The sequence below is a fragment of the Kitasatospora sp. NPDC059812 genome (assembly GCF_042732075.1).
In the GTDB taxonomy this organism is placed as follows: Bacteria; Actinomycetota; Actinomycetes; order Streptomycetales; family Streptomycetaceae; genus Kitasatospora.
On the sequence record NZ_JBHWIO010000016.1, the window covers coordinates 54,951 to 77,230 of the forward strand.

The following is a 22,280-nucleotide window of genomic DNA, read 5'->3' on the forward strand; positions in this document are numbered from 1 at the left end:
GCGCCCCCCCCTCCCCGCCCCCGCCCCCCGCCTGCGCGCCCCCCCCACGGTGTGGAACGACTCAGACGCCGATCAGGTCGACCACGAAGATCAGGGTCGAGCCCGCCGGGATGAGCGGGGTCGGCGACTGGTTGCCGTAGGCCAGGTGCGACGGGATGGTCAGCTCGCGGCGGCCGCCGACCTTCATGCCTGCGACACCGCGGTCCCAGCCCTTGATGACGCGGCCGGCGCCCAGCGGGAACGAGAACGGGGCGGTGCCCCGGTTCCAGCTGGAGTCGAACTCCTCACCGGTCTCGAAGGTCACGCCGACGTAGCGGACCTTGACGACCTGGCCCGACTTGGCCTCATCGCCGTCACCGACGACGATGTCGCGGATCTGCAGGTCCGCCGGGGCGTCGCCGATCGGGAAGTCGATCTCGGGCTTCTCGTTGAGGTTGACGCTCACAGTCCCTCTTCTCACGTTTCGCATTGCAGTCACGACCAAGCGGCGGGCGCCCGCACCCCCGGTCCGTTCCCGGACCACGGTACGGGCGCCCACCGCCCGGGGTGGTCCGGCCACGCGGCCGGACCTGAAGGTCACACGCACACCATTGTCACCCGAAAGTGGATCAGCCCTGACCGGCGTCCAGGATGTCCACCACGAAGACCAGCGGTGCGCCCGGCGGGATGTCGCCCTGGCCCTTGTCGCCGTACGCCAGCGCGGCCGGGATCACCAGTTCCACCCGACTGCCGACGGTCTGGCCCACCAGCCCCTGGTCCCAGCCCTGGATGACCTGGCCACCGCCGACCGGGAAGGAGAACGCCTGGCCCTTGCTGAGCGAGGAGTCGAACATCTTGCCGTCCTTGAACAGCGCGCCGGTGTACTGGACGACGACCTTCTCGCCCTTCTCCACCGCCGGCCCGGTGCCCTTGATCAGGACGTGCGACTTCAGCTCGGTCGGGTCCTTCGCGCCGGCCACCGGGGTGATCTCGGCCGGCTTCTTGCCGTTGTCCTTGACCTGCGGGAAGTCCGCGGGCGGCGGCGTGACGGTGCCGCTCACCACGGAGTCGGGCGCGTTGGCGTTGCGGATGTCGATCACGAAGACCAGGTCGTCCTTCGCCCCGATCGACATGTCGGCCTTGCCCTGGGATCCGAACGCGGCGGCCGGCGGGGCCACCACGAGGACCCGGCTGCCGGCCTTCTTCCCGACCACGGCCTGGTCCAGCGCCGGGATCAGCGCGTCGGTGCCGGCCTGGAAGATCTGCGGCTTGCCGTTGTTGTCGTACGAGCTCGGGATGTCCTTGCCGGTGGTCCAGTCCTTGGCGGTGTAGTCCACCGAGGTCCAGGAGTTCTTGTCCACCTTGGGGCCGGTGCCCTCGGTCAGCACCTTCACCACGAAGGAGCCGTCGGAGGCCTCGCCCGGCACCTGGATCTCGGCCTTCTTGCCGAAGTCACCGGTGACGGTGGGCAGCACCTTGGCGCTGTCCTTGATCGGCGGCACCGGGTCGGCGGTCGGCGTGGGCGGCGCGCTCTTGGCGGCGTCCGGCTTGGCGGCGGTGTCCGACTTGCCGTCCTTGTTCACCAGGTACAGCGTCACGGCGCTGCCGGCCAGCAGCAAGGTCAGCACCGTGCCGAGGATCACGCCCAGCCGGCCCACCCCGGGCGGGTTCTCGTCGTACCCGGCCTCCGAGGTGTCGCCCCGACGCACGGTGGAGGCGAAGATCTGCGGGGTGTCGTCCGTCTTGGTCCCGCCCGAGGCCCGCGGCTGCTCGCCGGGCTGCGCCCAGCCGGCCTGCTGCTTCAGGATCGACGGCGGGACGACGATCGACTCGCCGTCCCCCGGGAGCGGGCCGCCGGGACGCGAGGCGGCCGGGTCACCCGCGGAGCTGTCGTTCGCCGCGGTGTCGGCCCCGCCCGGGCTCGGCGTCTTCTCAGTCATGACTCCCCATCCATCTCGCCACGAGGTCTTCCAGGTCTGCGACCGGCGTGCTGACTGCCGGTCTGCCGTCGCACCGTCCGCCCCGGACCTCGACGCCGGGCGGCGCCTGCCACAGTGCGAGGGCAGTATGACAGCTCAGGATGAGGGCGGACGCTTCGTTGTACGAGCGTCCGCCCAAGCGTACGGAATCCCCGGGGGGACTTCCTAGAGCGTGTCCGCCCTAAACCGCTTCCCTGGCTTCCCTAAACAGCTTCCAGGATGTCGATCACGAAGACCAGCGTCGAGTTGGGCGGCACCGAGCCCTGCGCCTGGTCCTTGTAGCCGAGCGCGGGCGGCACCACGAGCAGGATCCGGCTGCCGACGGTCTGGCCGACCAGCGCCTTGTCCCAGCCCTCGATCACGCTGCCGGTGCCGATCTGCACCGCCTGCGCGCCCCCGTGCGTCCAGGAGGAGTCGAACTGCTGGCCGTTGTTCCAGAGCACCCCGGTGTACTGCACCACCAGGGTCTGCCCGCTCTTGACCTGCTTGCCCTCGCCCTTGATCAGCACCGCCTGCTCCAGGTCGGTGGGCGCGGCCTGCCCGGCCGGCACGGTGATCGCCACCGGGGCCTTGCCGTTGTCCTTGACCTGCGGCATCGTCGCCGGCGGCGGGGTCATGGCGCCGGTCAGCGTGGAGTCCTGCGGCAGGCTCTCCATGATGTCCAGGACGAACACCACGGTGTCGCCCTTGTTGACGCCGAGCTGGGTGCTGCCCTGCTCGCCGAAGGCCGCCGCCGGCGGGGCGACCACCAGCAGCCGGCTGCCGACCTTCTTGCCGATCACGCTCTGGTCCAGCGCCGGCACGAGCTGTCCGCTGCCGGCCTGGTAGAGCTGCGGCTTCCCGCTCGGGTCGTACGAGCTGGGCAGGTCCTTGCCGGTGGTCCAGTCCTTCGCCGTGTAGTTGACCGTCACCCAGTCGCCCTTGTTGACCGTCGACCGCTCGCCCTCGCTGACGGTGTTCACCACGAACTGGCCGCCGGGCTGGCCCTCCGGGAGGGTGATGGTGGCCTTGCTGCCGAAACCGCCCTCCGAGAGCGTGGGCATCGGCGACGCCTCGCCGACCGGCGCGGGCACCGTCGGAGGCGCGCTCGCCGCGGACGGAGTCGCCGGGCCGGCCGCCTTGGGCGAACTGCTGCAGGCGACCGCCAGCAGCAGGGGCAGGGTGAGTAGCAAACCGGCGGTGCGGCGCACGGTGGTCCTAACTGTCGATCGAGGTCGGCTCTCCTGACTTCGACGGACAGCGTATGCCCGGACGGTGTCCGGCCCCGGTAGACACCACCGGGGCCGGACACCGCCTTGATCACAAACCTGGGATCCCCTGCGGGGGTCACATCCCGGCGATCAGCTTCTCCACCCGCTCGTCCACCGAGCGGAACGGGTCCTTGCAGAGCACCGTGCGCTGCGCCTGGTCGTTCAGCTTCAGGTGCACCCAGTCCACCGTGAAGTCCCGGCGCTGCTCCTGCGCCCGGCGGATGAAGTCCCCGCGCAGCCGGGCCCGGGTGGTCTGCGGCGGGATGGACTTGGCCTCGAAGGTCTTGAGGTCGGTGGTCACCCGCTTCGCCTGGCCCTTGCCCTGGAGCAGGTAGAACAGGCCGCGCCGGCGGTGGATGTCGTGGTACGCCAGGTCGATCTGGGCCACCCGCGGGTTGGACATGCTCATCTGGTGCTTCTCGCGGTAGCGCTCGATGAGCTTGTACTTCATGATCCAGTCGATCTCGGTGGCCACCTGGTCCAGGTTCTCGGTGCGGACGGCCTCCAGGGTCCGGCCCCACAGTTCGAGCACCTGGCCGATGGTGCCGGTGTTGATGCCCTTGCGGTCGGCGAACTCCAGCGCCTTGGTGTAGTACTCCTCCTGGATGTCCAGCGCGCTGGCCTCGCGCCCGTTGGCGAGCCGCACCTGGTGGGTGCCGGTGAGGTCGTGGCTGACCTCGCGGATCGCCCGGATCGGGTTCTCCAGGGTGAGGTCGCGCATCACCACGCCGGCCTCGATCAGCCGCAGCACCAGGTCGGTGGCGCCGACCTTGAGCAGCGTCGTGGTCTCCGACATGTTGGAGTCGCCGACGATCACGTGCAGCCGGCGGTAGCGCTCGGCGTCCGCGTGCGGCTCGTCGCGGGTGTTGATGATCGGGCGGGAGCGGGTGGTGGCGGAGCTGACGCCCTCCCAGATGTGCTCGGCGCGCTGGCTGACGCAGTAGACCGCGCCGCGCGGGGTCTGCAGCACCTTGCCGGCGCCGCAGATCAGCTGGCGGGTCACCAGGAAGGGGATCAGCACGTCGGCCAGCCGGGAGAACTCGCCGTGCCGGGCCACCAGGTAGTTCTCGTGGCAGCCGTAGGAGTTGCCGGCCGAGTCGGTGTTGTTCTTGAACAGGTAGACGTCCCCCGCGATGCCCTCCTCGTGCAGCCGCCGCTCGGCGTCGACCAGGAGTCCTTCGAGGATCCGCTCGCCCGCCTTGTCGTGCGTCACCAGCTCGGTCACGTCGTCGCACTCGGGGGTGGCGTACTCGGGGTGGGAGCCGACGTCGAGGTACAGCCGGGCGCCGTTGCGCAGGAAGACGTTGCTGCTGCGGCCCCAGGAGACGACCCGGCGGAACAAGTACCGCGCCACCTCGTCCGGCGACAGCCTGCGCTGCCCGCGGAACGTGCAGGTCACGCCGTACTCGTTCTCCAGCCCGAAAATCCGGCGGTCCATGAGCACTCCATTCTGTGTCGGAGCTGTCCGAAACCGCCTCCACGACGACTGGGCCGCCGCAGGGGCACCGGAGTCCCGTACGGCCTCCTTCCGGCCGCCGTACGGGACTCCGCAGGCACTGCTACTCCGGCGCGGTGTCCGCCGGGTTGTCCTCGTCGTCCGACTCGGCGGACTGGTCGCCGTCGAGCAGCCGGGCGAGCTGGTTGCCCAGGATGCGCTTGAACTTGCGCTGCTGGAACCGCTGGCGGTCGAGGACGGCCACCTCCAGCTGCTCCGGGGTGAGGGCGCGCGGGCTGCCGCCGTTGGGGTCGCGGGCGAGCGAGTCCACGGCGGCCCGGACCACCTCGGTGAGGCCCATCCCGGCCTGGTGGCGCTGGCCCAGGTAGTTGCCGATCGAGTCGGCGTTGCCGCCGACCACGACGTAGTTCTTCTCGTCGACGATCGAGCCGTCCGGGGTGAGGCGGTAGATCTGGTCCTCGTCCGCGGTGCGGCCGACCTCGGCCACGATCAGCTCGACCTCGTAGGGCTTCTCGCCGACCGAGGAGAAGATGGTGCCGAGCGTCTGGGCGTAGACGTTGGCCAGGCCCCGGGCGGTGACGTCGGCCCGGTCGTAGGAGTAGCCGCGCAGGTCGGCGTAGCGGACGCCGCCGATGCGCAGGTTCTCGAACTCGTTGTAGCGGCCGACCGCCGCGAAGGCGATCTTGTCGTAGATCTCGGAGACCTTGTGAAGCGCTCTGGAGGTGTTCTCCGCGACGAAGACGATGCCGTCGGCGTAGGTGAGCACGACCACGCTGCGGCCGCGCGCGATGCCCTTGCGGGCGTACTCCGCGCGGTCCGCCATGGCCTGCTGGGGCGAGACGTAGAACGGTGTCGACACCGGCGGTCGTCCCTTTCCTGAGAGGTGATGGCTAGAGCAGCGGGGCCTGCGGGCCGTTGGGGTGCGAGCGGCGCTCGTCGGTGATCGCGACCGCGATCTCGGTGACCTCCGCGTCGGTGAGCCGGCGGAAGCCTTCTTCGGTGATCAGCGAGACGATCGGGAAGATCTTGCGGGCGAGGTCGGGGCCGCCGGTGGCGGAGTCGTCGTCGGCCGCGTCGTACAGCGCCTGGACGACCAGTGTGGCGGCCTGGTCGGCCGTCAGGCCGTCGCGGTAGAGCTTCTTCATCGAGCCGCGGGCGAAGACCGAGCCCGAGCCGGTGGCGGCGAAGCCGCGCTCCTCGGAACGCCCGCCGGTGACGTCGTAGTTGAAGATCCGGCCGCGGCCGAGGTCCAGGTCGTAGCCGGCGAACAGCGGGACGACCGCCAGGCCCTGCATCGCCATGCCCAGGTTGCCCCGGATCATGGCGGTGAGCCGGTTGGCCTTGCCCTCCAGCGAGAGCACCGCGCCCTCGATCTTCTCGTAGTGCTCCAGCTCCAGTTGGAACAGCCGGACCATCTCGATGGCGAGGCCGGCGGTGCCGGCGATGCCGACCGCGCTGTACTCGTCGGCCGGGAACACCTTCTCCATGTCGCGCTGGGCGATCACGTTGCCCATCGTCGCCCGGCGGTCACCGGCGATCACCACGCCGCCGTCGAACACCGCGGCCACGATGGTGGTCCCGTGCGGGGCCTCGATCACGGCCCCCGCGGGGAGCCCGCGGTGGCCGGGGATCAGCTCCGGCCGGTGCTCGGCGAGGAAGTCCACGAAGGAGGAGGACCCCGGGGTCAGGAAGGCAGCCGGTAGACGCCCGGTGCCACGAGTGTTGGCTTCCACACGATTCCTTCCAGGTAGCTTGAAGCTCGCGTTGCCCGCACCCTACCCGCCCGGAGATCACTGTCCACGCGCGCAGGGGGCCGGTGCCGGACGGCCGGGCGGCCCTCGCCGCCCGACCGCCCTCGACGGTCTCGACCGTGAATTCCCGAATACCGGGGACGGGCTATTGCCCGCCCTTCTGCACGAATCCGCGGACGAAATCCTCCGCATTCGACTCGAGGACCTCGTCGATTTCGTCCAGCACCGCGTCGACGTCGTCGCTCAGCTTTTCCTGGCGCTCCTTGAGGTCGTCGGAATTCTGGGTTTCCGCGGCCTGCTCCTCGACCTCCTCGGAGGAGCGGTTCGCCCGCTGCTGGCCGCCGCCGGTGTCCTTGCTCGCCATTTCCCTCACCCCGCTCGATTCTTCTGGCACGGTTTGGTCGTTGCTTGCTGCACCGACCCTATACACAAGGTGCGACTGCCGCTCCCGGTTTGCCGGTGGCGCTTCCTGTCCAACACCCGCTGCCACCCCGGATGATTCCCATTCGGCGGACGTTCACCCATGGTGATCGAAAAGTTACCCGCCGGAGAGGACCCGCAGCAGGTCCTCCGCGGTGCGACAGCGGTCCAGCAGCTCCTTGACGTGGTTGCGGGTGCCCCGCAGCGGCTCCAGCGTGGGCACCCGCTGCAACGAGTCCCGGCCCGGCAGGTCGAAGATCACCGAGTCCCAGGAGGCCGCGGCGACGTGGTCGGCGTACTGCTCGAGGCAGCGCCCGCGGAAGTACGCCCGGGTGTCCTCCGGGGGCTTGGAGACGGCCCGCTCGACCTCCGCCTCGGTCACCAGCCGCTCGAAGCGGCCGCGGGCCACCAGCCGGTTGTAGAGGCCCTTGTCGGGCCGTACGTCGCTGTACTGGAGGTCGACCAGGTGCAGCCGCGGATTCTCCCACCCCAGGGCGTCCCGGCTGCGGTAGCCCTCCAGGATCTCCCGCTTGGCGATCCAGTCCAGTTGCCGGGAGAGCGACATCGGATCGCGCTCCAGCCGGCCGAGGACGTCCTCCCAGCGGGCCAGCACGTCCAGTGTCTGCTCGTCCGCGTCGGTGCCGTAGCGGTCCTCGACGTACTTGCGGGCCAGCTCGAAGTACTCCAGCTGGAGCTGGACGGCGGTGAGTTTGCGCCCGTTGCGCAGGGTGATCAGGTGCTTGAGCGTGGGGTCATGGGAGACCCGGTGCAGGGTGCGCACCGGCTGGTCGACGGCGAGGTCGGAGGCGATGAAGGAGTCCTCGATCATCGACAGGACCAGTGAGGTGGTGCCCAGTTTGAGGTAGGTGGAGATCTCGGAGAGGTTGGCGTCCCCGATGATCACGTGCAGCCGGCGGTACTTCTCCGCGTCGGCGTGCGGTTCGTCCCGGGTGTTGATGATCGGGCGCTTGAGCGTGGTCTCCAGGCCGACCTCGACCTCGAAGTAGTCGGCCCGCTGGCTGATCTGGAAGCCGTGCGTCGAACCGTCCTGGCCGATGCCGACCCGGCCGGCGCCGGTGACCACCTGGCGGGAGACGAAGAACGGGGTGAGGTGGCGGACGATGTCGGCGAACGGCGTCGCCCGCTTCATCAGGTAGTTCTCGTGGGTGCCGTAGGAGGCGCCCTTGTTGTCGGTGTTGTTCTTGTACAGGTGGATGTTCTGCCCGTTGGGCAGTTCCAGCGCGCGTTGCGCGGCGGCGGCCATGATCCGCTCGCCGGCCTTGTCCCAGAGCACGGCGTCGCGCGGGTTGGTGACCTCTGGCGAGCTGTACTCGGGGTGCGCGTGGTCCACGTAGAACCGGGCCCCGTTGGTGAGGATGACGTTGGCCAGGCCGATGTCCTCGTCGGTCAGCTGGCTGGCGTCCGCCACCTCGCGCGCCAGGTCGAAGCCCCGGGCGTCACGCAGCGGGTTCTCCTCCTCGAAGTCCCAGCGGGCCCGCCGCGCCCGGTGCATCGCCGCCGCGTACGCGTTGACGATCTGGGACGAGGTGAGCATGGCGTTGGCGTTGGGGTGCCCGGGCACGGAGATCCCGTACTCGGTCTCGATGCCCATCACGCGCCGTACGGTCATGCGGCCCTCCTTGCCCGGTGCGCCGCCCCCCACGGGCGGAGCACGCCGACGTACCGCTGAACAACACCGGCGCCGGCGTTCTGCCCGCGATCGGTGGGTCGAGCCTAGAACCCGGCACCGACGGGCGGACCCCGAGACGCGCCGTCCGGCTGCGGGGCCGCGAGGCGCCACAGCCGGACGGGGTGCGTGCTGTTCCGGGGACCGCCGGGCGGCCCGGTCTCACCGTGTGCTTACAGGTACTGCCCCGTGTTGGCGACAGTGTCGATCGAGCGGCCGGACTCGGCGCCCTGCTTGCCGGTGACCAGCGTGCGGATGAAGACGATCCGCTCGCCCTTCTTGCCGGAGATGCGGGCCCAGTCGTCCGGGTTGGTGGTGTTCGGGAGGTCCTCGTTCTCCTTGAACTCGTCCACGCAGGCGGCGAGCAGGTGGGAGACGCGCAGACCGCGCTGACCGTGGTCGAGGAAGTCCTTGATGGCCATCTTCTTCGCGCGGTCGACGATGTTCTGGATCATCGCGCCGGAGTTGAAGTCCTTGAAGTACAGGACCTCCTTGTCACCGTTGGCGTAGGTGACCTCCAGGAAGCGGTTCTCCTCGGTCTCGGAGTACATCCGCTCCACGACCGACTGGATCATCGCGGCCACCGTGGTGCCCAGGGAGCCGTCGTGCTCCTTGAGGTCGTCCGGGTGGAACGGCAGCGACTCCTTGAGGTACTTGGAGAAGATGTCCCTCGCGGCCTCGGCGTCCGGGCGCTCGATCTTGATCTTGACGTCCAGGCGGCCGGGCCGCAGGATCGCCGGGTCGATCATGTCCTCGCGGTTCGAGGCGCCGATGACGATGACGTTCTCCAGGCCCTCCACACCGTCGATCTCGGCGAGCAGCTGCGGGACGATGGTGTTCTCCACGTCCGAGCTGACGCCGGAACCGCGGGTGCGGAACAGCGACTCCATCTCGTCGAAGAAGACGATGACGGGCGTGCCCTCGCTCGCCTTCTCCCGGGCCCGCTGGAAGACCAGGCGGATCTGCCGCTCGGTCTCGCCCACGTACTTGTTGAGCAGTTCGGGGCCCTTGATGTTGAGGAAGTAGCTCTTCCCCTGGGGGCGTCCGGTGACCTCGGCGACCTTCTTGGCCAGCGAGTTGGCGACCGCCTTGGCGATCAGCGTCTTGCCGCAGCCGGGCGGGCCGTAGAGCAGCACGCCCTTGGGCGGGCGCAGCTCGTACTCCTTGAAGAGGTCGGCATGCAGGTAGGGCAGCTCGACCGCGTCCCGGATCAGCTCGATCTGGTTGCTCAGTCCGCCGATCTGGCGGTAGTCGATGTCCGGGACCTCTTCGAGGACCAGCTCCTCGACCTCGGACTTCGGCACGACCTCGTACACGTAGCCGGAGCGGGGCTCCAGCAGCAGGGCGTCCCCCGCCCGGATGGTGAGCTCGCGCAGCGGTTCGGCGAGGCGCACCACCCGCTCCTCGTCGGTGTGGCCGACGACCAGGGCGCGTTCGCCGTCCTCGAGGATCTCCTTGAGGGTGACGATCTCGCCGATGCGCTCGAAGGCCATCGCGTCCACGATGTTGAGGGCCTCGTTGAGCATCACCTCCTGGCCACGCCGCAGTTCGTCGAGGGCGACGTTGGGGCTGACGTTCACGCGGAGCTTGCGCCCCCCGGTGAAGATGTCGGCGGTGCCGTCCTCGTTGGCCTCGAGGAAGGTGCCGAACCCGGCCGGGGGCTGTGCCAGCCGGTCCACTTCCTCCTTGAGGGCCACGATCTGGTCGCGGGCCTCTCGCAGGGTGGAGGCGAGCCGTTCGTTCTGGGCGGACACTCCGGCCAGGTTGGTCTGGAGCTCGACGATCCGCTCTTCGAGGATCCTCGAATTGCGCGGCGAGTCGGCGAGCTTGCGGCGCAGCACAGCGATTTCCTGCTCAAGGAACGAGACCTGAGCGGCCTCGTCGGAACCACGAGCGGGCCTGCCGGTGCTGCGGTTGTAGTCGTCATCGTGGGCTGCCACGGTCCTCACCTCCTCCGGGGAGCTGGACGCTTCCAGACCCTACCTGGGACCAGGGGTCCGTAAACCCCTAGATCAAGAAAGATGGAACGGGCGTGTCCGATCTTCGCCCCAGCGTGCTTCCCCTCTGCTAAGGGGATACCCACCGCTCACCACCCAAAGCGGGCCAGATGTATCGTCGAGCGAAGTGATATCCGATCGCGACCGGGCACCTGGGTCCGATCGTTGTACGAATGGCGGGATTGCCCCCGGAAAAGGGGCGACCCGGGACAGAAACGGCAGGGGACCATGTCGGTAACCGAGCAGACGGCCACGGCGGCCGAACAGCTGGAGGTGTGGATCGACCAGGATCTGTGCACCGGCGACGGCATCTGCGTGCAGTACGCACCCGAGGTCTTCGAGCTGGACATCGACGGCCTCGCCTACGTGAAGGGGCCGGACGACGAGCTGCGCCAGCAGCCCGGGCAGACCGCCCCGGTGCCGCTGACGATCCTTCAGGACGTGGTGGACTCGGCGAAGGAGTGCCCCGGCGACTGCATCCACGTGCGCCGGGTCACCGACCGGGTCGAGGTGTACGGGCCGGACGCGGACTGACGCGTCCTCCCCCTCAGGTCTGGCTGACCGGGGCGGCGGTCTGGGAGCGTTCCCAGCCGCCGCCCTTGCGCATCCAGGTGAGGTCGAGTGAGATGTCAGGGCGGAAGCGCGGCACCTCGTCGCTCGAATACCCCTGCGCGTGACCGGTGATGGCGCCGTCGGAGCGCAGCGCGAGCCGGCCGAGGGTGAGGTTCTCGCGCTCGGAGAGGAGCGTGGCCAGCACCACCGGGCGCTCGCCCGGGCCGAAGCCGAGCAGGTAGACGGCGTCCGGCGGCGTGCCGTTCTCGGCCGCGCAGTGCGCGGCGACGACCGTGCCGGGCCGCCCGTCGCCCAGGTCGGCTGGCATGCTGATGGCCGTCGCGACCGGGAACGGGCCGCAGTCGAGCGGAAGTTGGGCCTTGGCCGGGTCGGGGGCGGCGCTCGCCCCGAGGGCCTTGGGAGTGCCGTGCAGGGGCACCGGGGTGCCGGTCGCGGGGCCGGCGGCGAGGGCCGAGGCCACCACCGCGCCGCAGCCGGCCAGGGCCAGGGCCCAGTGCCAGGGGGCGGTGCGCGCGTGCCCGGGCCCGGTGCGGCCCCGCGGTGTCTGCTGTCCAGCCGTCGTCCCGACCGCGGTCTCCACCAGGCGTCCCCTCCAGTGCTCCCAGGAGCTGGTCTGCGTGCGCGAGCATCGTCCCACACGCCGGCGGCCGAAATGCCGAGGGGTGGCACGAGCAGGCTCGTACCACCCCTGGGAAGCGATCCCGGTCAGCCCAGGTCGGGCTGCTCGGTCTCGACGGCGCGGGCCGCGGCACGGGCCGCGGCGCGCTCCCGCAGAGTCGACTCCGAGCCCCCGTTGTCGTAGTCCTCGCCGTACGCGCCCTTGGCCGGGCGGCGGCGGCGCAGCGGCGGCTCGACGCCGTCGGCGAGGCGGCGGGCGGTGAGCAGGAAGCCGGTGTGGCCGATCATCCGGTGGTCCGGGCGGACGGCCAGGCCCTCCAGGTGCCAGGTGCGGACCATGGTCTCCCAGGCCTGCGGCTCGGTGAAGGTGCCGTGGTCGCGCAGTGCCTCGACGGTCTTGGACATCTGCGTGGTGGTGGCCACGTAGCAGCAGATCAGGCCGCCGGGGACGAGCGCCTTGGAGGCGACGTCCAGGCACTCCCAGGGGGCGAGCATGTCGAGGATGACGCGGTCGACGTCGGCCTCGACCAGGTTGTCCTGGAGGTCGCCGACGGTGAGCTTCCACGCCGGGTGCGGCCCGCCGAAGTAGCGCTCGACGTTGCCCTTGGCGATGTCGGCGAAGTCCTGCCGGCGCTCGTACGAGGCCAGCATGCCGGTGTCGCCGACGGCGCGCAGCAGGTAGGTGGAGAGCGCGCCCGAGCCGACACCGGCCTCGACGACGCGGGCGCCGGCGAAGATGTCGGCCATGGCCAGGATCTGCCCCGCGTCCTTGGGGTAGATCACGGCGGCGCCGCGCGGCATGGACAGGACGTAGTCGGGGAGCAGGGGGCGCAGCGCGAGGTACGGGACGTTCCCCGTGGTGCGCACGACCGTGCCCTCGGGGGCGCCGATCAGCTCGTCGTGCGGGAACGCACCCTTGTGGGTGTGGAACTGGTTCCCGGCCTGGAGCGTGAACGTGTAGTGGCGGCCCTTGGGGTCGGTCAGCTGGACCTGGTCCCCGACCTGGAAGGGCCCGCGTCGGCGGGTGGCACCGGTCGGTTCGGACATGCGGTCAATCCTAAGGGAAGCGGACGGTCCGCCCGACCAGAGTGATCACCGGCCGGCGACGGCGGCGGTGAGGCGCTGCTCGATGTCGGTGAGCGCGGCGACGCCGAACACCCGGCCGTCCGCCTCGACCACCAGGTACTCCCCGGCCGGGGTCGCCTGGACGGCGCGCAGCAGGTCCTCGCCGCCGAGGTCGGCGTCCAGCCGCAGGCCGGGTTCGAGGTCGCGGGCGAGCGGGCCGACGGCGACCCACGGGCGGCGGTGCTCGGGCACCGCGCGGACGGCGGACTCGCGGACGATGCCGATCGGGTCGCCCCGGCCGTCCACCACCACGACCGCGCCGGCCTGGGCCTCGCGGGCCCGGCGCAGCGCCTCGCCGAGCGGGGTGTCGGCGGTGACCTCGACGGTCCGGCGGGCGAGCTCGCGCAGCCGCAGGCCGGGCAGCACCTCCTTGAGCCGGGCGTTGCGCAGGCTCCCGGTGGCGCCGTTCCAGATGATCGCGGCGAGGACGGCGGCCAGCACCGCGTCCACCAGGGTGTCGGTCGTGGTGCGCTCGATCCCGCGGGCGGCGCTGAACAGCGGCAGGCCGATCAGCACCACGACGGCCAGCGCCCGGCCGACCCAGGCGGCGGCGACCGTGCCGGTCATCGCCTTGCCGCTGATCGCCCAGACGACCGCGCGCAGCATCCGGCCGCCGTCCAGCGGCAGGCCGGGCAGCAGGTTGAACGCGGCGACCACCAGGTTGGAGACCATCAGCCCGGTGAGCAGCACCCCGGGCACCGTGGAGAGCTCCACGGCCTGCATCGCGAGGTAGAACACGCCGCCGAGCACCAGCGAGAGCAGCGGGCCGACGAAGGCCAGCCAGAACTCGCGCCACGGGCTCTCGGCCTCGTTCTCGATCTCGGAGACGCCGCCGAAGAACTGCAGCTGGATCCGCCGTACACCGAGCCTGTAGCGCAGCGCGACCAGGGTGTGAGCGAGCTCGTGCACCAGGACGGAGGCGTAGAAGGCGACCGCGAAGAAGAACGCGAGCAGGTAGCGGGCGGCGCCGAGGTCCGGCAGGACGTCGCCGAGCTGGCCGCCGAACACCCAGGTGATCAGCGCGGCGATGACGAACCAGGAGGGGGTCACGTAGATGGGCACGCCGAAGGGGCGGCCCACCAGGAGGCCGCTGCCGCGCTCGGGCGGCCTCGGCGGTCGCCCTGCCGGGCGGCCGCCGTCGTCCTGCGGTGGCTGGTCGGAGGTCTGCTGCCCCCTGCTGTCGCTCACCGTGATCCCTTCGGTCGTCTGCCCCGTCGTGCCCCGGTGCGCCCACGCTACGTGATCGCGGCCCTCCGGTGGCGTGCGGCCCTCTGTCAGGCTTCATACCCACTGTGCCGCGCGGTGTGGCAGCACCGTGGCAGCAGGATGACAGCGAAGGGCAATAGGGTCGGAGGCATGCAGCAGACCGACACCACCAGCGCCGCCGGGGCCCCGGCGCGCCCGGCGGCGCCCCCGACCGGCCTGTCCCCGTCCCGGGCGGGGGACTTCCTGACCTGTCCCCTGCTGTACCGGCTGCGGGTGATCGACCGGCTGCCCGAGCCGCCGAGCGCGGCGGCGACCAGGGGCACGCTGGTGCACGCGGTGCTGGAGCGGCTCTTCGACAGCCCCGCGACCGAGCGGACACCGGAGCGGGCGCTGGGCCTGCTGCGCCCGCAGTGGGAGCGGCTGCTGGGCGAGCGCCCGGAGCTGGGCTCGCTGTTCCCGGACGATCCGGACGGCGCGGCGCTCGCCCGCTGGCTGGCGGACGCCGAGAAGCTGGTCGGCCAGTGGTTCCGGCTGGAGGACCCGACCCGGCTGCACCCGGTGGAGCGCGAGCTGTACGTGGAGACGGCCCTGGAGTCGGGGCTGCTGCTGCGCGGCTACATCGACCGGGTGGACGTCGCCCCGAGCGGCGAGGTCCGGCTGGTGGACTACAAGACCGGCCGGGCGCCCTCGCGGGACTTCGAGGGCAAGGCGATGTTCCAGATGAAGTTCTACGCGCTCGTGGTGTGGCGCTGGAAGGGCGTCGTCCCCAAGCGGCTCCAGCTGGTCTACCTCGGCGGGGGCGGGGACGTGGTCAGCTACGACCCGGACGAGGCCGACCTGCTCGCGGTGGAGCGCAAGCTGCGGGCGCTCTGGGAGCGGATCACCCACGCGGTGGCCACCGGGGAGTTCCCGGCGACCCGCAACCGCCTCTGCGACTGGTGCGACCACCAGGCCAGTTGCCCGGAGTTCGGCGGCACTCCCCCGCCGTACCCGCTGCCGCTGTCGCGTACGTCTGACGAAGACGATCCCACGGGGGATCAGATGAGCAAGGAGTCCTAGTGACGATCCGAGTGCTGCTGGTCGACGACCAGCCGCTGCTGCGCACCGGTTTCCGGATGATCCTGGAGGCCGAGTCCGACCTGGTCGTGGTCGGTGAGGCCGGCGACGGTCAGCAGGCGCTGGACCAGGTGCGGGCGCTGCAGCCCGACGTGGTGCTGATGGACATCCGGATGCCCAGGATGGACGGCGTCGAGGCGACCCGCAGGATCGCCGGCCCCGGTCGGGACGGCCCGGCCAAGGTGCTGGTGCTGACCACCTTCGACCTGGACGAGTACGTGGTGGAGGCGCTGCGTGCGGGCGCCAGCGGCTTCCTGCTGAAGGACGTCCCGGCGGAGGAACTGGTGCAGGCGATCCGGGTGGTGGCGGACGGCGCGGCGATGCTGGCGCCGAGCATCACCCGCCGGCTGCTGGACATGTACGCCACCAAGCTGCCCTCGGGCGAGGAGGCGCCGCCGCAGGCGCTGAGCGCGCTGACCGAGCGTGAGCTGGAGGTGCTGAAGCTGGTGGCACGCGGGCTCTCGAACGCGGAGATCGCGGCCGAACTGTTCGTCAGCGAGACCACCGTGAAGACGCACGTCGGCCATGTGCTGACCAAGCTCCAGCTGCGCGACCGGGTGCAGGCGGCGGTGTACGCGTACGAGAGCGGGCTGGTGCGCCCGGGCGCCCTGTAGGCCCTGTCCGGCCGAACGTGCCGACGGCCCGCCCGCCTTCCCCGTGCACCCAGGGGGAAGGCGGGCGGGCCGCCGTGTTGAGGGGTGTCGTCCGGTCGCCTACTTGCCGGCGCTGCGGCTGATCTCCCAGAAGCGGAACACGCCGGTGGTGTCGATGGTCGACTCGACGCCGGTGATGTACGAACGCGACGCGAAGAAGCCCTTGTTCTGGTACAGCGGGATGAGCGGCGCGTTCTCGGCGACGATCTGCTGGATCTGGGCGTAGCCGGCCACCGCGGCGCTGCGGTCGGCCTGCTTGAGGCCGTCCGGCACCAGCTTCTGGCTGATCCGCGGGTCGTCCCAGCCGTGGTGGTACGCGCCGCCGTCGATGAGCAGCGGGGCGATGTAGTTGTCCGGGTCCGGGTAGTCGGCGAACCAGCCGATGAGGTACGCCTGGTAGCGGCCCTCGGACCAGCCGGCCCGGTACTTGTCCCAGTCCGGCTCCGTCTGGACGGTCACCTGGAACAGGCCGCCGGCCTCCAGCTGCTTCTTCAGGGTCTCGGGCTCGGCGCTGCCGGCCCGCGAGCGCGACCAGGTGAGGGTGAGCTTGACCGGGAGCTGGACCTTGGCGTCGGTGAGGATCTTCTTGGCCTTGCCGCTGTCCTGGTCGCCGTAGCGGTCGAAGAAGGCCGTGGTGTGGCCGGTGACGCCGGCCGGGACCATCGCGTACAGCGGCTGGACGGTCCGGGCGAAGACGTCGCGGGCGAGCGACTTGCGGTCGAGCAGCTGGGCGGCGGCCTGGCGGACGGCGACGTTGCCGGCGACCGGGTCCTTGGTGTTGAAGACCAGCGAGCGGGTGTCGTTGCTGTCGCCCTCGACGACCTGGAGGTCGGTCTTGCCGCCCTGCTGGTCGGAGTGCATCTGGGCGGCGGTGTTCGGGTCCAGGCTGTTGTCGGTGAGGTCGACGTCGCCCTTGTCCAGCGCGGCCTTCAGGTCGGCGGGCTTGTCGAAGTACCGGATGGTGAACTTGCTGTTCCGGAGCTTGGCCTCGCCGCTGTACTTGTCGTTGGGCACCAGGACGACCTTGCCCAGCTGCTTGGCGGTGTCGCCGTTGCCGCCCATGACCTCGACCGTCTCGAAGCGGTACGGGCCGGAGCCGATCAGCTTGTCGTTGGGGACGACCTTGTCGGCCGGGTAGGCCTGGTGGTCGAGGATGGCGCCGGCCGGGCCGGCCAGCTTGGCCGGCAGGGTGGCGTCGGGCGTGGAGAGGTGGAAGACCACCTCGGTGTCGCCCTTGGCCTCGACGCTCCTGATCGAGGAGAGCAGGGGGGCCGCGCCGTTCTGGTCGTTGATCTTCTTGGTGCGCTCGATCGAGAACACCACGTCGGCCGCGGTCAGCGGGTGGCCGTTGGAGAACTTCAGGCCGGTCCGCATGGTGCAGTGGTACTGGGTGGCGTCGCCCGCGGTGAACTCGCAGGACTGCGCGGCGTCCGGGGAGGGGGCGCTGGAGGCCGCCGGGAAGGTGAGCAGCGACTGGAAGGTGTTGCGCAGCAGCAGCCAGGAGCCGGAGTCGTAGGCGGCGGCCGGGTCCAGCACACCGGTGAGCTGGGTGGTGCCCATGACGATCGCCTTGCCGCCGTCCCCCTTGACGGCGTCGGTGACCGATCCGCAGCCTGCCGCCGTCACGGCGACAAGACCGGCGCAGCCGAGTGCTGCCAGGCGTTCAGCTGAAGTCTTCACGGGGCGCGTCCTTCTGGGTGCGGTCCGACCGGGGCCGGCGGCCCGCGTCGAGGGCGCTCCCGGTGCGGAAGGCGTGCGCGGGCCTGGCGCCCGTACGACCGCGGGCGGGACGGGGTTGCCCGTCGTCGGCGGTGGCAGGGCGCGAGGGAGGGGAACGAACTGAAGTAGCGTGCCATATCGAACACGCACGACCGATACCCGTGCAGATGACGTTTGGGACACGGTGGTTGAGGGCATCGCGAAACACCCGACGAGTTGTCAGGCAATGCCCTTTTTCTCCCCGGGCGGCCGTCGGCGGTGGCTGGATCCGGCCGCTTACCGGCGAGTAGAGCACCCTCGCAATGAGATGACAATCACACCCGCGAAGCGACCAGCGAGCGCAGCAGTTCAAGATCGACCTGCTCCAGCGAGGAGCGCACCAGCCGCCCCGGGGCCGGCTCGATCGGCGCCACCGAGGGCACCGCGACGACCGGGCAGCCCGCCGCCTCGGCCGCCCGCACCCCGGTCGGCGCGTCCTCGACCACCACGCAGCGGGCCGGGTCCGCGCCCAGCCGCCGGGCCGCCTCCAGGTACGGGTCCGGGTGCGGCTTGGTGCGCGGCACCTCGTCCCCCGCGACCGTGAAGGCGAAGTGGTGGGAGCCCAGCGAGCGCAGCACGATGTCCACCACGTGCCGGTGCGAGGCGGTCACCAGGACGGCCGGAATCCCGTGCGCGGCCAGGGTGTTGAGGAGGCGTTCGGCGCCCGGCATGAGCGGCACGCCGCCCGCCAGCAGGTCGACGAAGCGCTGGTTGATCAGCACCGTCAGGTCCGCCGGGGCGAGGTCCACCCCGGTGGTGCCGACCAGGTAGTCGATCACCCGCGTCATCGGACCGCCGACCACCTGGGCCCGGTCCTCGTCGGTCAGCGCGTGGCCCAGCTCGGCGAACAGGGTGACCTCGGCCTGCCACCAGAAGTCCTCGGTGTCCACCAGCGTCCCGTCCATGTCCAGCAGCACCGCCTGCAAGCCGCGGCCGTCCCCGTGGTCGAGGATCCGGGCGGCGGTGGAGGTGGTCATGGCGGGAGTCCTTCCGTCGGTACCCCCCGGGCGCGTTCGAGCACCCCCCGGGGATGGCACGGGCCGGCCCGCTGGTGAGCGGACCGGCCCGTTCAGGATCATCCAGGATACGCCCGGTTCGCCCGAAAAGAGCGAACGGAACGAGGCGCCCGGGTTACCGGGCGTTGAAGTACTTCGCCTCCGGGTGGTGGATGACGATCGCGTCGGTGGACTGCTCCGGGTGCAGCTGGAACTCCTCGGAGAGCACCACGCCGATCCGCTCGGGCTTCAGCAGCTCGGCGATCTTGGCGCGGTCCTCCAGCTCCGGGCAGGCCCCGTAGCCGAGCGAGAAGCGGGCGCCCCGGTACTTGAGCGCGAACATGTCCTTGACGTCCTGCGGGTCCTCGCCGGAGAAGCCCAGCTCGTAGCGGACCCGGGCGTGCCAGAACTCGGCCAGCGCCTCGGCCAGTTGCACCGACAGGCCGTGCAGCTCCAGGTAGTCGCGGTAGGAGTTGTCGGCGAACAGCTCGTTCGCCGCCTCCGAGATCCGGTTGCCCATGGTGACCACCTGGAGGCCGACCACGTCCCGCACGCCGGTCTCCTCCGGGCGGAAGAAGTCGGCCAGGCAGAGCCGGCGCCCGCGCCGCTGGCGGGGGAAGGTGAAGCGGGTGCGCTCGGTGCCGTCCTCGTGGAAGACGATCAGGTCGTCGCCCTTGGAGTTGGCCGGGTAGTAGCCGTAGACCACGGCCGCCTCCAGCCAGCCCTCGGTCTGCAGCCGGTCCAGCCACATCCGCAGCCGCGGCCGGCCCTCGGTCTCCACCAGCTCCTCGTACGAGGGCCCCTCGCCGCTGCGGGCCGCCTTCAGGCCCCACTGGCCCTTGAACAGCGCGTCCTCGTCCAGCCAGGAGGCGTAGTCGGCGAACGGGATGCCCTTGACGATCCGGTCGCCCCAGAACGGCGGGGTCGGCACGGTGTTGTCGACGGTGACGTCCGAGCGGATCTGGCCGAGGTTGACCTCCGGCTCCTCCACCACCTCGACCCGGGCGTGCCGGCGCTGCTTGAGCTCCGGCAGGCTCGCGCCGGGCACGCCGCGCTTGACCGCGATCAGCGCGTCCATCAGCCGCAACCCCTCGAAGGCGTCCCGGGCGTAGCGGACCTCGCCCTCGTAGATCTCGTGCAGGTCCTGCTCGACGTAGGCCCGGGTGAGCGCGGCGCCGCCCAGGATCACCGGGTAACTCGCGGCCAGCTTGCGCTGGTTGAGCTCCTCCAGGTTCTCCTTCATGATCACGGTGGACTTCACCAGCAGGCCGGACATCCCGATGACGTCCGCCTTGTGCTCCTGCGCGGCGTCCAGGATCGCCGAGACCGGCTGCTTGATGCCCAGGTTGACCACGTTGTAGCCGTTGTTGGACAGGATGATGTCCACCAGGTTCTTGCCGATGTCGTGGACGTCGCCCTTGACGGTGGCCAGCACGATGGTGCCCTTGCCCTCGCTGTCGGACTTCTCCATGAACGGCTCCAGGTGGGCCACCGCGGTCTTCATCACCTCGGCGGACTGGAGCACGAAGGGCAGCTGCATCTGGCCGGAGCCGAACAGCTCGCCGACCACCTTCATGCCGGACAGCAGGGTGTCGTTGATGATCTCCAGCGCGGGCCGCCCGGCCAGCGCCTCGTCCAGGTCGGCCTCCAGGCCCTTGCGCTCGCCGTCGATGATCCGGCGCTGCAGGCGCTCGTCCAGCGGCAGCGCGGCCAGCTCCTCCGCCTTGGACGCCTTGACCGAGGCCGAGGAGACGCCGTCGAACAGCTCCAGCAGGTGCTGCAGCGGGTCGTAGCCGTCCCGGCGGCGGTCGTAGACCAGGTCGAGGGCGGCCTCGCGCTGGTCCTCGGGGATCCGGGAGATCGGCAGGATCTTGGAGGCGTGCACGATCGCCGAGTCCAGGCCGGCCTCCACGCACTCGTGCAGGAAGACCGAGTTCAGCACCACCCGGGCGGCCGGGTTGAGGCCGAAGGAGATGTTGGACAGGCCCAGCGTGGTCTGCACGGCCGGGCGGCGGCGCTTGAGCTCGCGGATCGCCTCGATGGTCTCGATGCCGTCCCGGCGGGACTCCTCCTGGCCGGTGGCCAGGGTGAAGGTGAGGCAGTCCACCAGGATCGAGCCCTCGTCGACGCCGTAGTCGGCGGTCAGCTCGGTGATCAGCCGCTCGGCGATCTCGACCTTCTTGTCGGCGGTGCGGGCCTGGCCCTCCTCATCGATGGTCAGCGCGATCAGGCCGGCGCCGTGCTCGCGGGCCAGCGAGGCGATCCGGCCGAAGCGCGAGTCCGGGGCGTTGCCGTCCTCGTAGTTGACCGAGTTGAGCACCGCGCGGCCGCCGAGCGCCTCCAGGCCGGCCCGCAGCACCTGCGGCTCGGTGGAGTCCAGCACGATCGGCAGGGTGGAGGCGGTGGCCAGCCGGCCGGCGATCTCCTTCATGTCGGCGACGCCGTCGCGGCCGACGTAGTCCACGCACAGGTCCAGCAGGTGCGAGCCGTCCCGGATCTGCTCACGGGCGATCTCCACGCAGGCCTGCCAGTCGCCGGCCAGCATCGCCTCGCGGAACTTCTTCGAGCCGTTGGCGTTGGTGCGCTCGCCGATCGCCAGGTACGAGGTGTCCTGGCGGAACGGCACCGCCTGGTACAGCGAGGACGCCGAGGACTCCGGCTGCGGGGTGCGCGGGGTGACCGGCCGGCCCTGCACCCGCTCGACCACCTGGCGCAGGTGCTCGGGCGTGGTGCCGCAGCAGCCGCCGACCAGCGAGAGGCCGTACTCACGGGTGAACACGTCGTGCGCGTCGGCCAGTTCGGACGGGGAGAGCGGGTAGTGGGCGCCGTCCTTGCCGAGCACCGGCAGGCCCGCGTTCGGCATGCAGGACAGGCCGATCCGCGCGTTCTTGGCCAGGTAGCGCAGGTGCTCGCTCATCTCGGCCGGGCCGGTGGCGCAGTTGAGGCCGATGTAGTCGACGCCGAGCGGCTCCAGGGCCGTCAGCGCCGCGCCGATCTCGGAGCCGAGCAGCATGGTGCCGGTGGTCTCCACGGTCACCTGCACCAGCACCGGCAGGTCCAGCCCGGCCTCGGCGAGGGCGCGCTTGGAGCCCAGGATGGCGGCCTTGGTCTGCAGCAGGTCCTGGCTGGTCTCGACCAGCAGCGCGTCGGCGCCTCCGGCGATCAGGCCGGCCGCGTTCTGCTGGAAGCCGTCGCGCAGCGTCTCGTACGGGGCGTGGCCGAGGGTGGGCAGCTTGGTGCCGGGGCCGATCGAGCCGAGCACCCAGCGGGTGCGGCCGTCGGCGGCGTGGGCGTCGGCCACCTCGCGGGCGATCCGGGCGCCCGACTCGGACAGCTCGAAGATGCGCTCCGCGATCTCGTACTCGCCGAGTGCGGAGAAGTTGGCGCCGAAGGTGTTGGTCTCGACGCAGTCCACGCCGACCCCGAAGTAGGCCTCGTGGACGGAGCGCACGATGTCGGGCCGGGTGGCGTTGAGGACCTCGTTGCAGCCCTCCAGGTTCTGGAAGTCCTCCAGCGTCGGATCCTGTGCCTGGAGCATGGTGCCCATCGCACCGTCGGCGACCACCACCCGGGTGGCGAGCGCTTCACGCAACGCGTTCGCGCGGCTCTGCTGAGTGATGGACGGATTGGCTGCAGTGGCCATGGGGCTTCTCCCTGGTGCGACGGCTGTCGGCTTTGCGGGCCCGCTTACTCGGGCCCGCACGTGGCCAGGGTATC

Annotated in this window: 18 protein-coding genes; 3 read left to right on the plus strand and 15 right to left on the minus strand. The window is 70.7% G+C overall.

The window, feature by feature from the left end; all coding sequences use genetic code 11:
* Positions 1-61: 61 nt before the first annotated feature.
* The 9 genes from ACFV6D_RS11400 to arc all read right to left on the minus strand — a co-directional run bounded on the left by ACFV6D_RS11400 (position 62) and on the right by arc (position 10,462).
* Positions 62-445: an FKBP-type peptidyl-prolyl cis-trans isomerase gene (locus ACFV6D_RS11400; RefSeq protein WP_063346909.1), complete on the minus strand. Its 384-nt coding sequence runs from the start codon at positions 443-445 to the stop codon at positions 62-64.
* 163 nt (positions 446-608) lie between these two features.
* The gene (locus tag ACFV6D_RS11405; protein WP_079135480.1) at positions 609-1,919 is read right to left on the minus strand and encodes an FKBP-type peptidyl-prolyl cis-trans isomerase; all 1,311 of its coding nucleotides are present in this window, start codon (positions 1,917-1,919) and stop codon (positions 609-611) included.
* 242 nt (positions 1,920-2,161) lie between these two features.
* Complete coding sequence (locus ACFV6D_RS11410; RefSeq protein ID WP_380342776.1) at positions 2,162-3,148, minus strand: FKBP-type peptidyl-prolyl cis-trans isomerase; 987 nt, start codon at positions 3,146-3,148, stop codon at positions 2,162-2,164.
* A gap of 136 nt (positions 3,149-3,284) precedes the next feature.
* Positions 3,285-4,646 (minus strand): Pup--protein ligase, encoded by a 1,362-nt coding sequence (gene pafA, locus ACFV6D_RS11415; protein ID WP_063346911.1) that lies wholly within the window; start codon positions 4,644-4,646, stop codon positions 3,285-3,287.
* A gap of 121 nt (positions 4,647-4,767) precedes the next feature.
* Positions 4,768-5,523, minus strand: a complete 756-nt coding sequence (gene prcA, locus ACFV6D_RS11420; RefSeq protein ID WP_063346912.1) for a proteasome subunit alpha — start codon at positions 5,521-5,523, stop codon at positions 4,768-4,770.
* Between the two features lie 31 nt (positions 5,524-5,554).
* Positions 5,555-6,397 (minus strand): proteasome subunit beta, encoded by an 843-nt coding sequence (gene prcB, locus ACFV6D_RS11425; protein WP_380342771.1) that lies wholly within the window; start codon positions 6,395-6,397, stop codon positions 5,555-5,557.
* A gap of 163 nt (positions 6,398-6,560) precedes the next feature.
* Positions 6,561-6,779 (minus strand): ubiquitin-like protein Pup, encoded by a 219-nt coding sequence (locus tag ACFV6D_RS11430; protein ID WP_031069167.1) that lies wholly within the window; start codon positions 6,777-6,779, stop codon positions 6,561-6,563.
* 174 nt (positions 6,780-6,953) lie between these two features.
* Positions 6,954-8,465, minus strand: coding sequence for a depupylase/deamidase Dop (gene dop, locus ACFV6D_RS11435; protein WP_380559358.1), 1,512 nt, complete (start codon positions 8,463-8,465; stop codon positions 6,954-6,956).
* 230 nt (positions 8,466-8,695) lie between these two features.
* Positions 8,696-10,462 (minus strand): proteasome ATPase, encoded by a 1,767-nt coding sequence (arc, locus tag ACFV6D_RS11440; RefSeq protein WP_063346914.1) that lies wholly within the window; start codon positions 10,460-10,462, stop codon positions 8,696-8,698.
* A 285-nt stretch (positions 10,463-10,747) separates the two neighbouring features.
* Here arc and ACFV6D_RS11445 point away from each other — a divergent pair, with 285 nt between their 5' ends.
* Positions 10,748-11,053 carry a ferredoxin gene (locus ACFV6D_RS11445; protein WP_063346915.1) on the plus strand — a complete coding sequence of 102 codons (306 nt, stop codon included), beginning with the start codon at positions 10,748-10,750 and terminating at the stop codon, positions 11,051-11,053.
* 13 nt (positions 11,054-11,066) lie between these two features.
* On the opposite strand, the gene ACFV6D_RS11450 is transcribed toward ACFV6D_RS11445, so the two are convergent.
* From ACFV6D_RS11450 to ACFV6D_RS11460, 3 genes are all read right to left on the minus strand, one after another.
* Entirely contained in the window at positions 11,067-11,672 is a 606-nt protein-coding gene (locus ACFV6D_RS11450) for a hypothetical protein (protein WP_079135481.1), read from the minus strand.
* Between the two features lie 125 nt (positions 11,673-11,797).
* On the minus strand, positions 11,798-12,757 hold the full coding sequence (locus tag ACFV6D_RS11455) for a tRNA (adenine-N1)-methyltransferase (RefSeq protein WP_063346916.1): 960 nt from the start codon (positions 12,755-12,757) through the stop codon (positions 11,798-11,800).
* A gap of 45 nt (positions 12,758-12,802) precedes the next feature.
* Entirely contained in the window at positions 12,803-14,023 is a 1,221-nt protein-coding gene (locus ACFV6D_RS11460) for a site-2 protease family protein (RefSeq protein WP_063346917.1), read from the minus strand.
* 168 nt (positions 14,024-14,191) lie between these two features.
* On the opposite strand from ACFV6D_RS11460, the gene ACFV6D_RS11465 reads away from it, so the two are divergent.
* Both ACFV6D_RS11465 and ACFV6D_RS11470 read left to right on the plus strand, forming a co-directional pair.
* Complete coding sequence (locus ACFV6D_RS11465) at positions 14,192-15,100, plus strand: RecB family exonuclease (RefSeq protein ID WP_063346918.1); 909 nt, start codon at positions 14,192-14,194, stop codon at positions 15,098-15,100.
* A complete protein-coding gene (locus ACFV6D_RS11470; RefSeq protein ID WP_063346919.1) occupies positions 15,100-15,771 on the plus strand; it encodes a response regulator transcription factor in 672 nt (223 codons plus the stop codon). The genes ACFV6D_RS11465 and ACFV6D_RS11470 overlap by 1 nt, the downstream gene beginning before the upstream one ends.
* Before the next feature lie 99 nt (positions 15,772-15,870).
* Here the strand turns inward: ACFV6D_RS11470 and ACFV6D_RS11475 are convergent, their stop codons facing one another.
* The 3 genes from ACFV6D_RS11475 to metH form a co-directional block, all read right to left on the minus strand.
* Complete coding sequence (locus tag ACFV6D_RS11475) at positions 15,871-17,490, minus strand: ABC transporter substrate-binding protein (protein ID WP_380342759.1); 1,620 nt, start codon at positions 17,488-17,490, stop codon at positions 15,871-15,873.
* Positions 17,491-17,843: 353 nt separating this feature from the next.
* Positions 17,844-18,545 (minus strand): HAD family phosphatase, encoded by a 702-nt coding sequence (locus tag ACFV6D_RS11480; RefSeq protein WP_363583916.1) that lies wholly within the window; start codon positions 18,543-18,545, stop codon positions 17,844-17,846.
* 154 nt (positions 18,546-18,699) lie between these two features.
* Entirely contained in the window at positions 18,700-22,206 is a 3,507-nt protein-coding gene (metH, locus tag ACFV6D_RS11485) for a methionine synthase (protein WP_380559360.1), read from the minus strand.
* Positions 22,207-22,280: the final 74 nt, after the last annotated feature.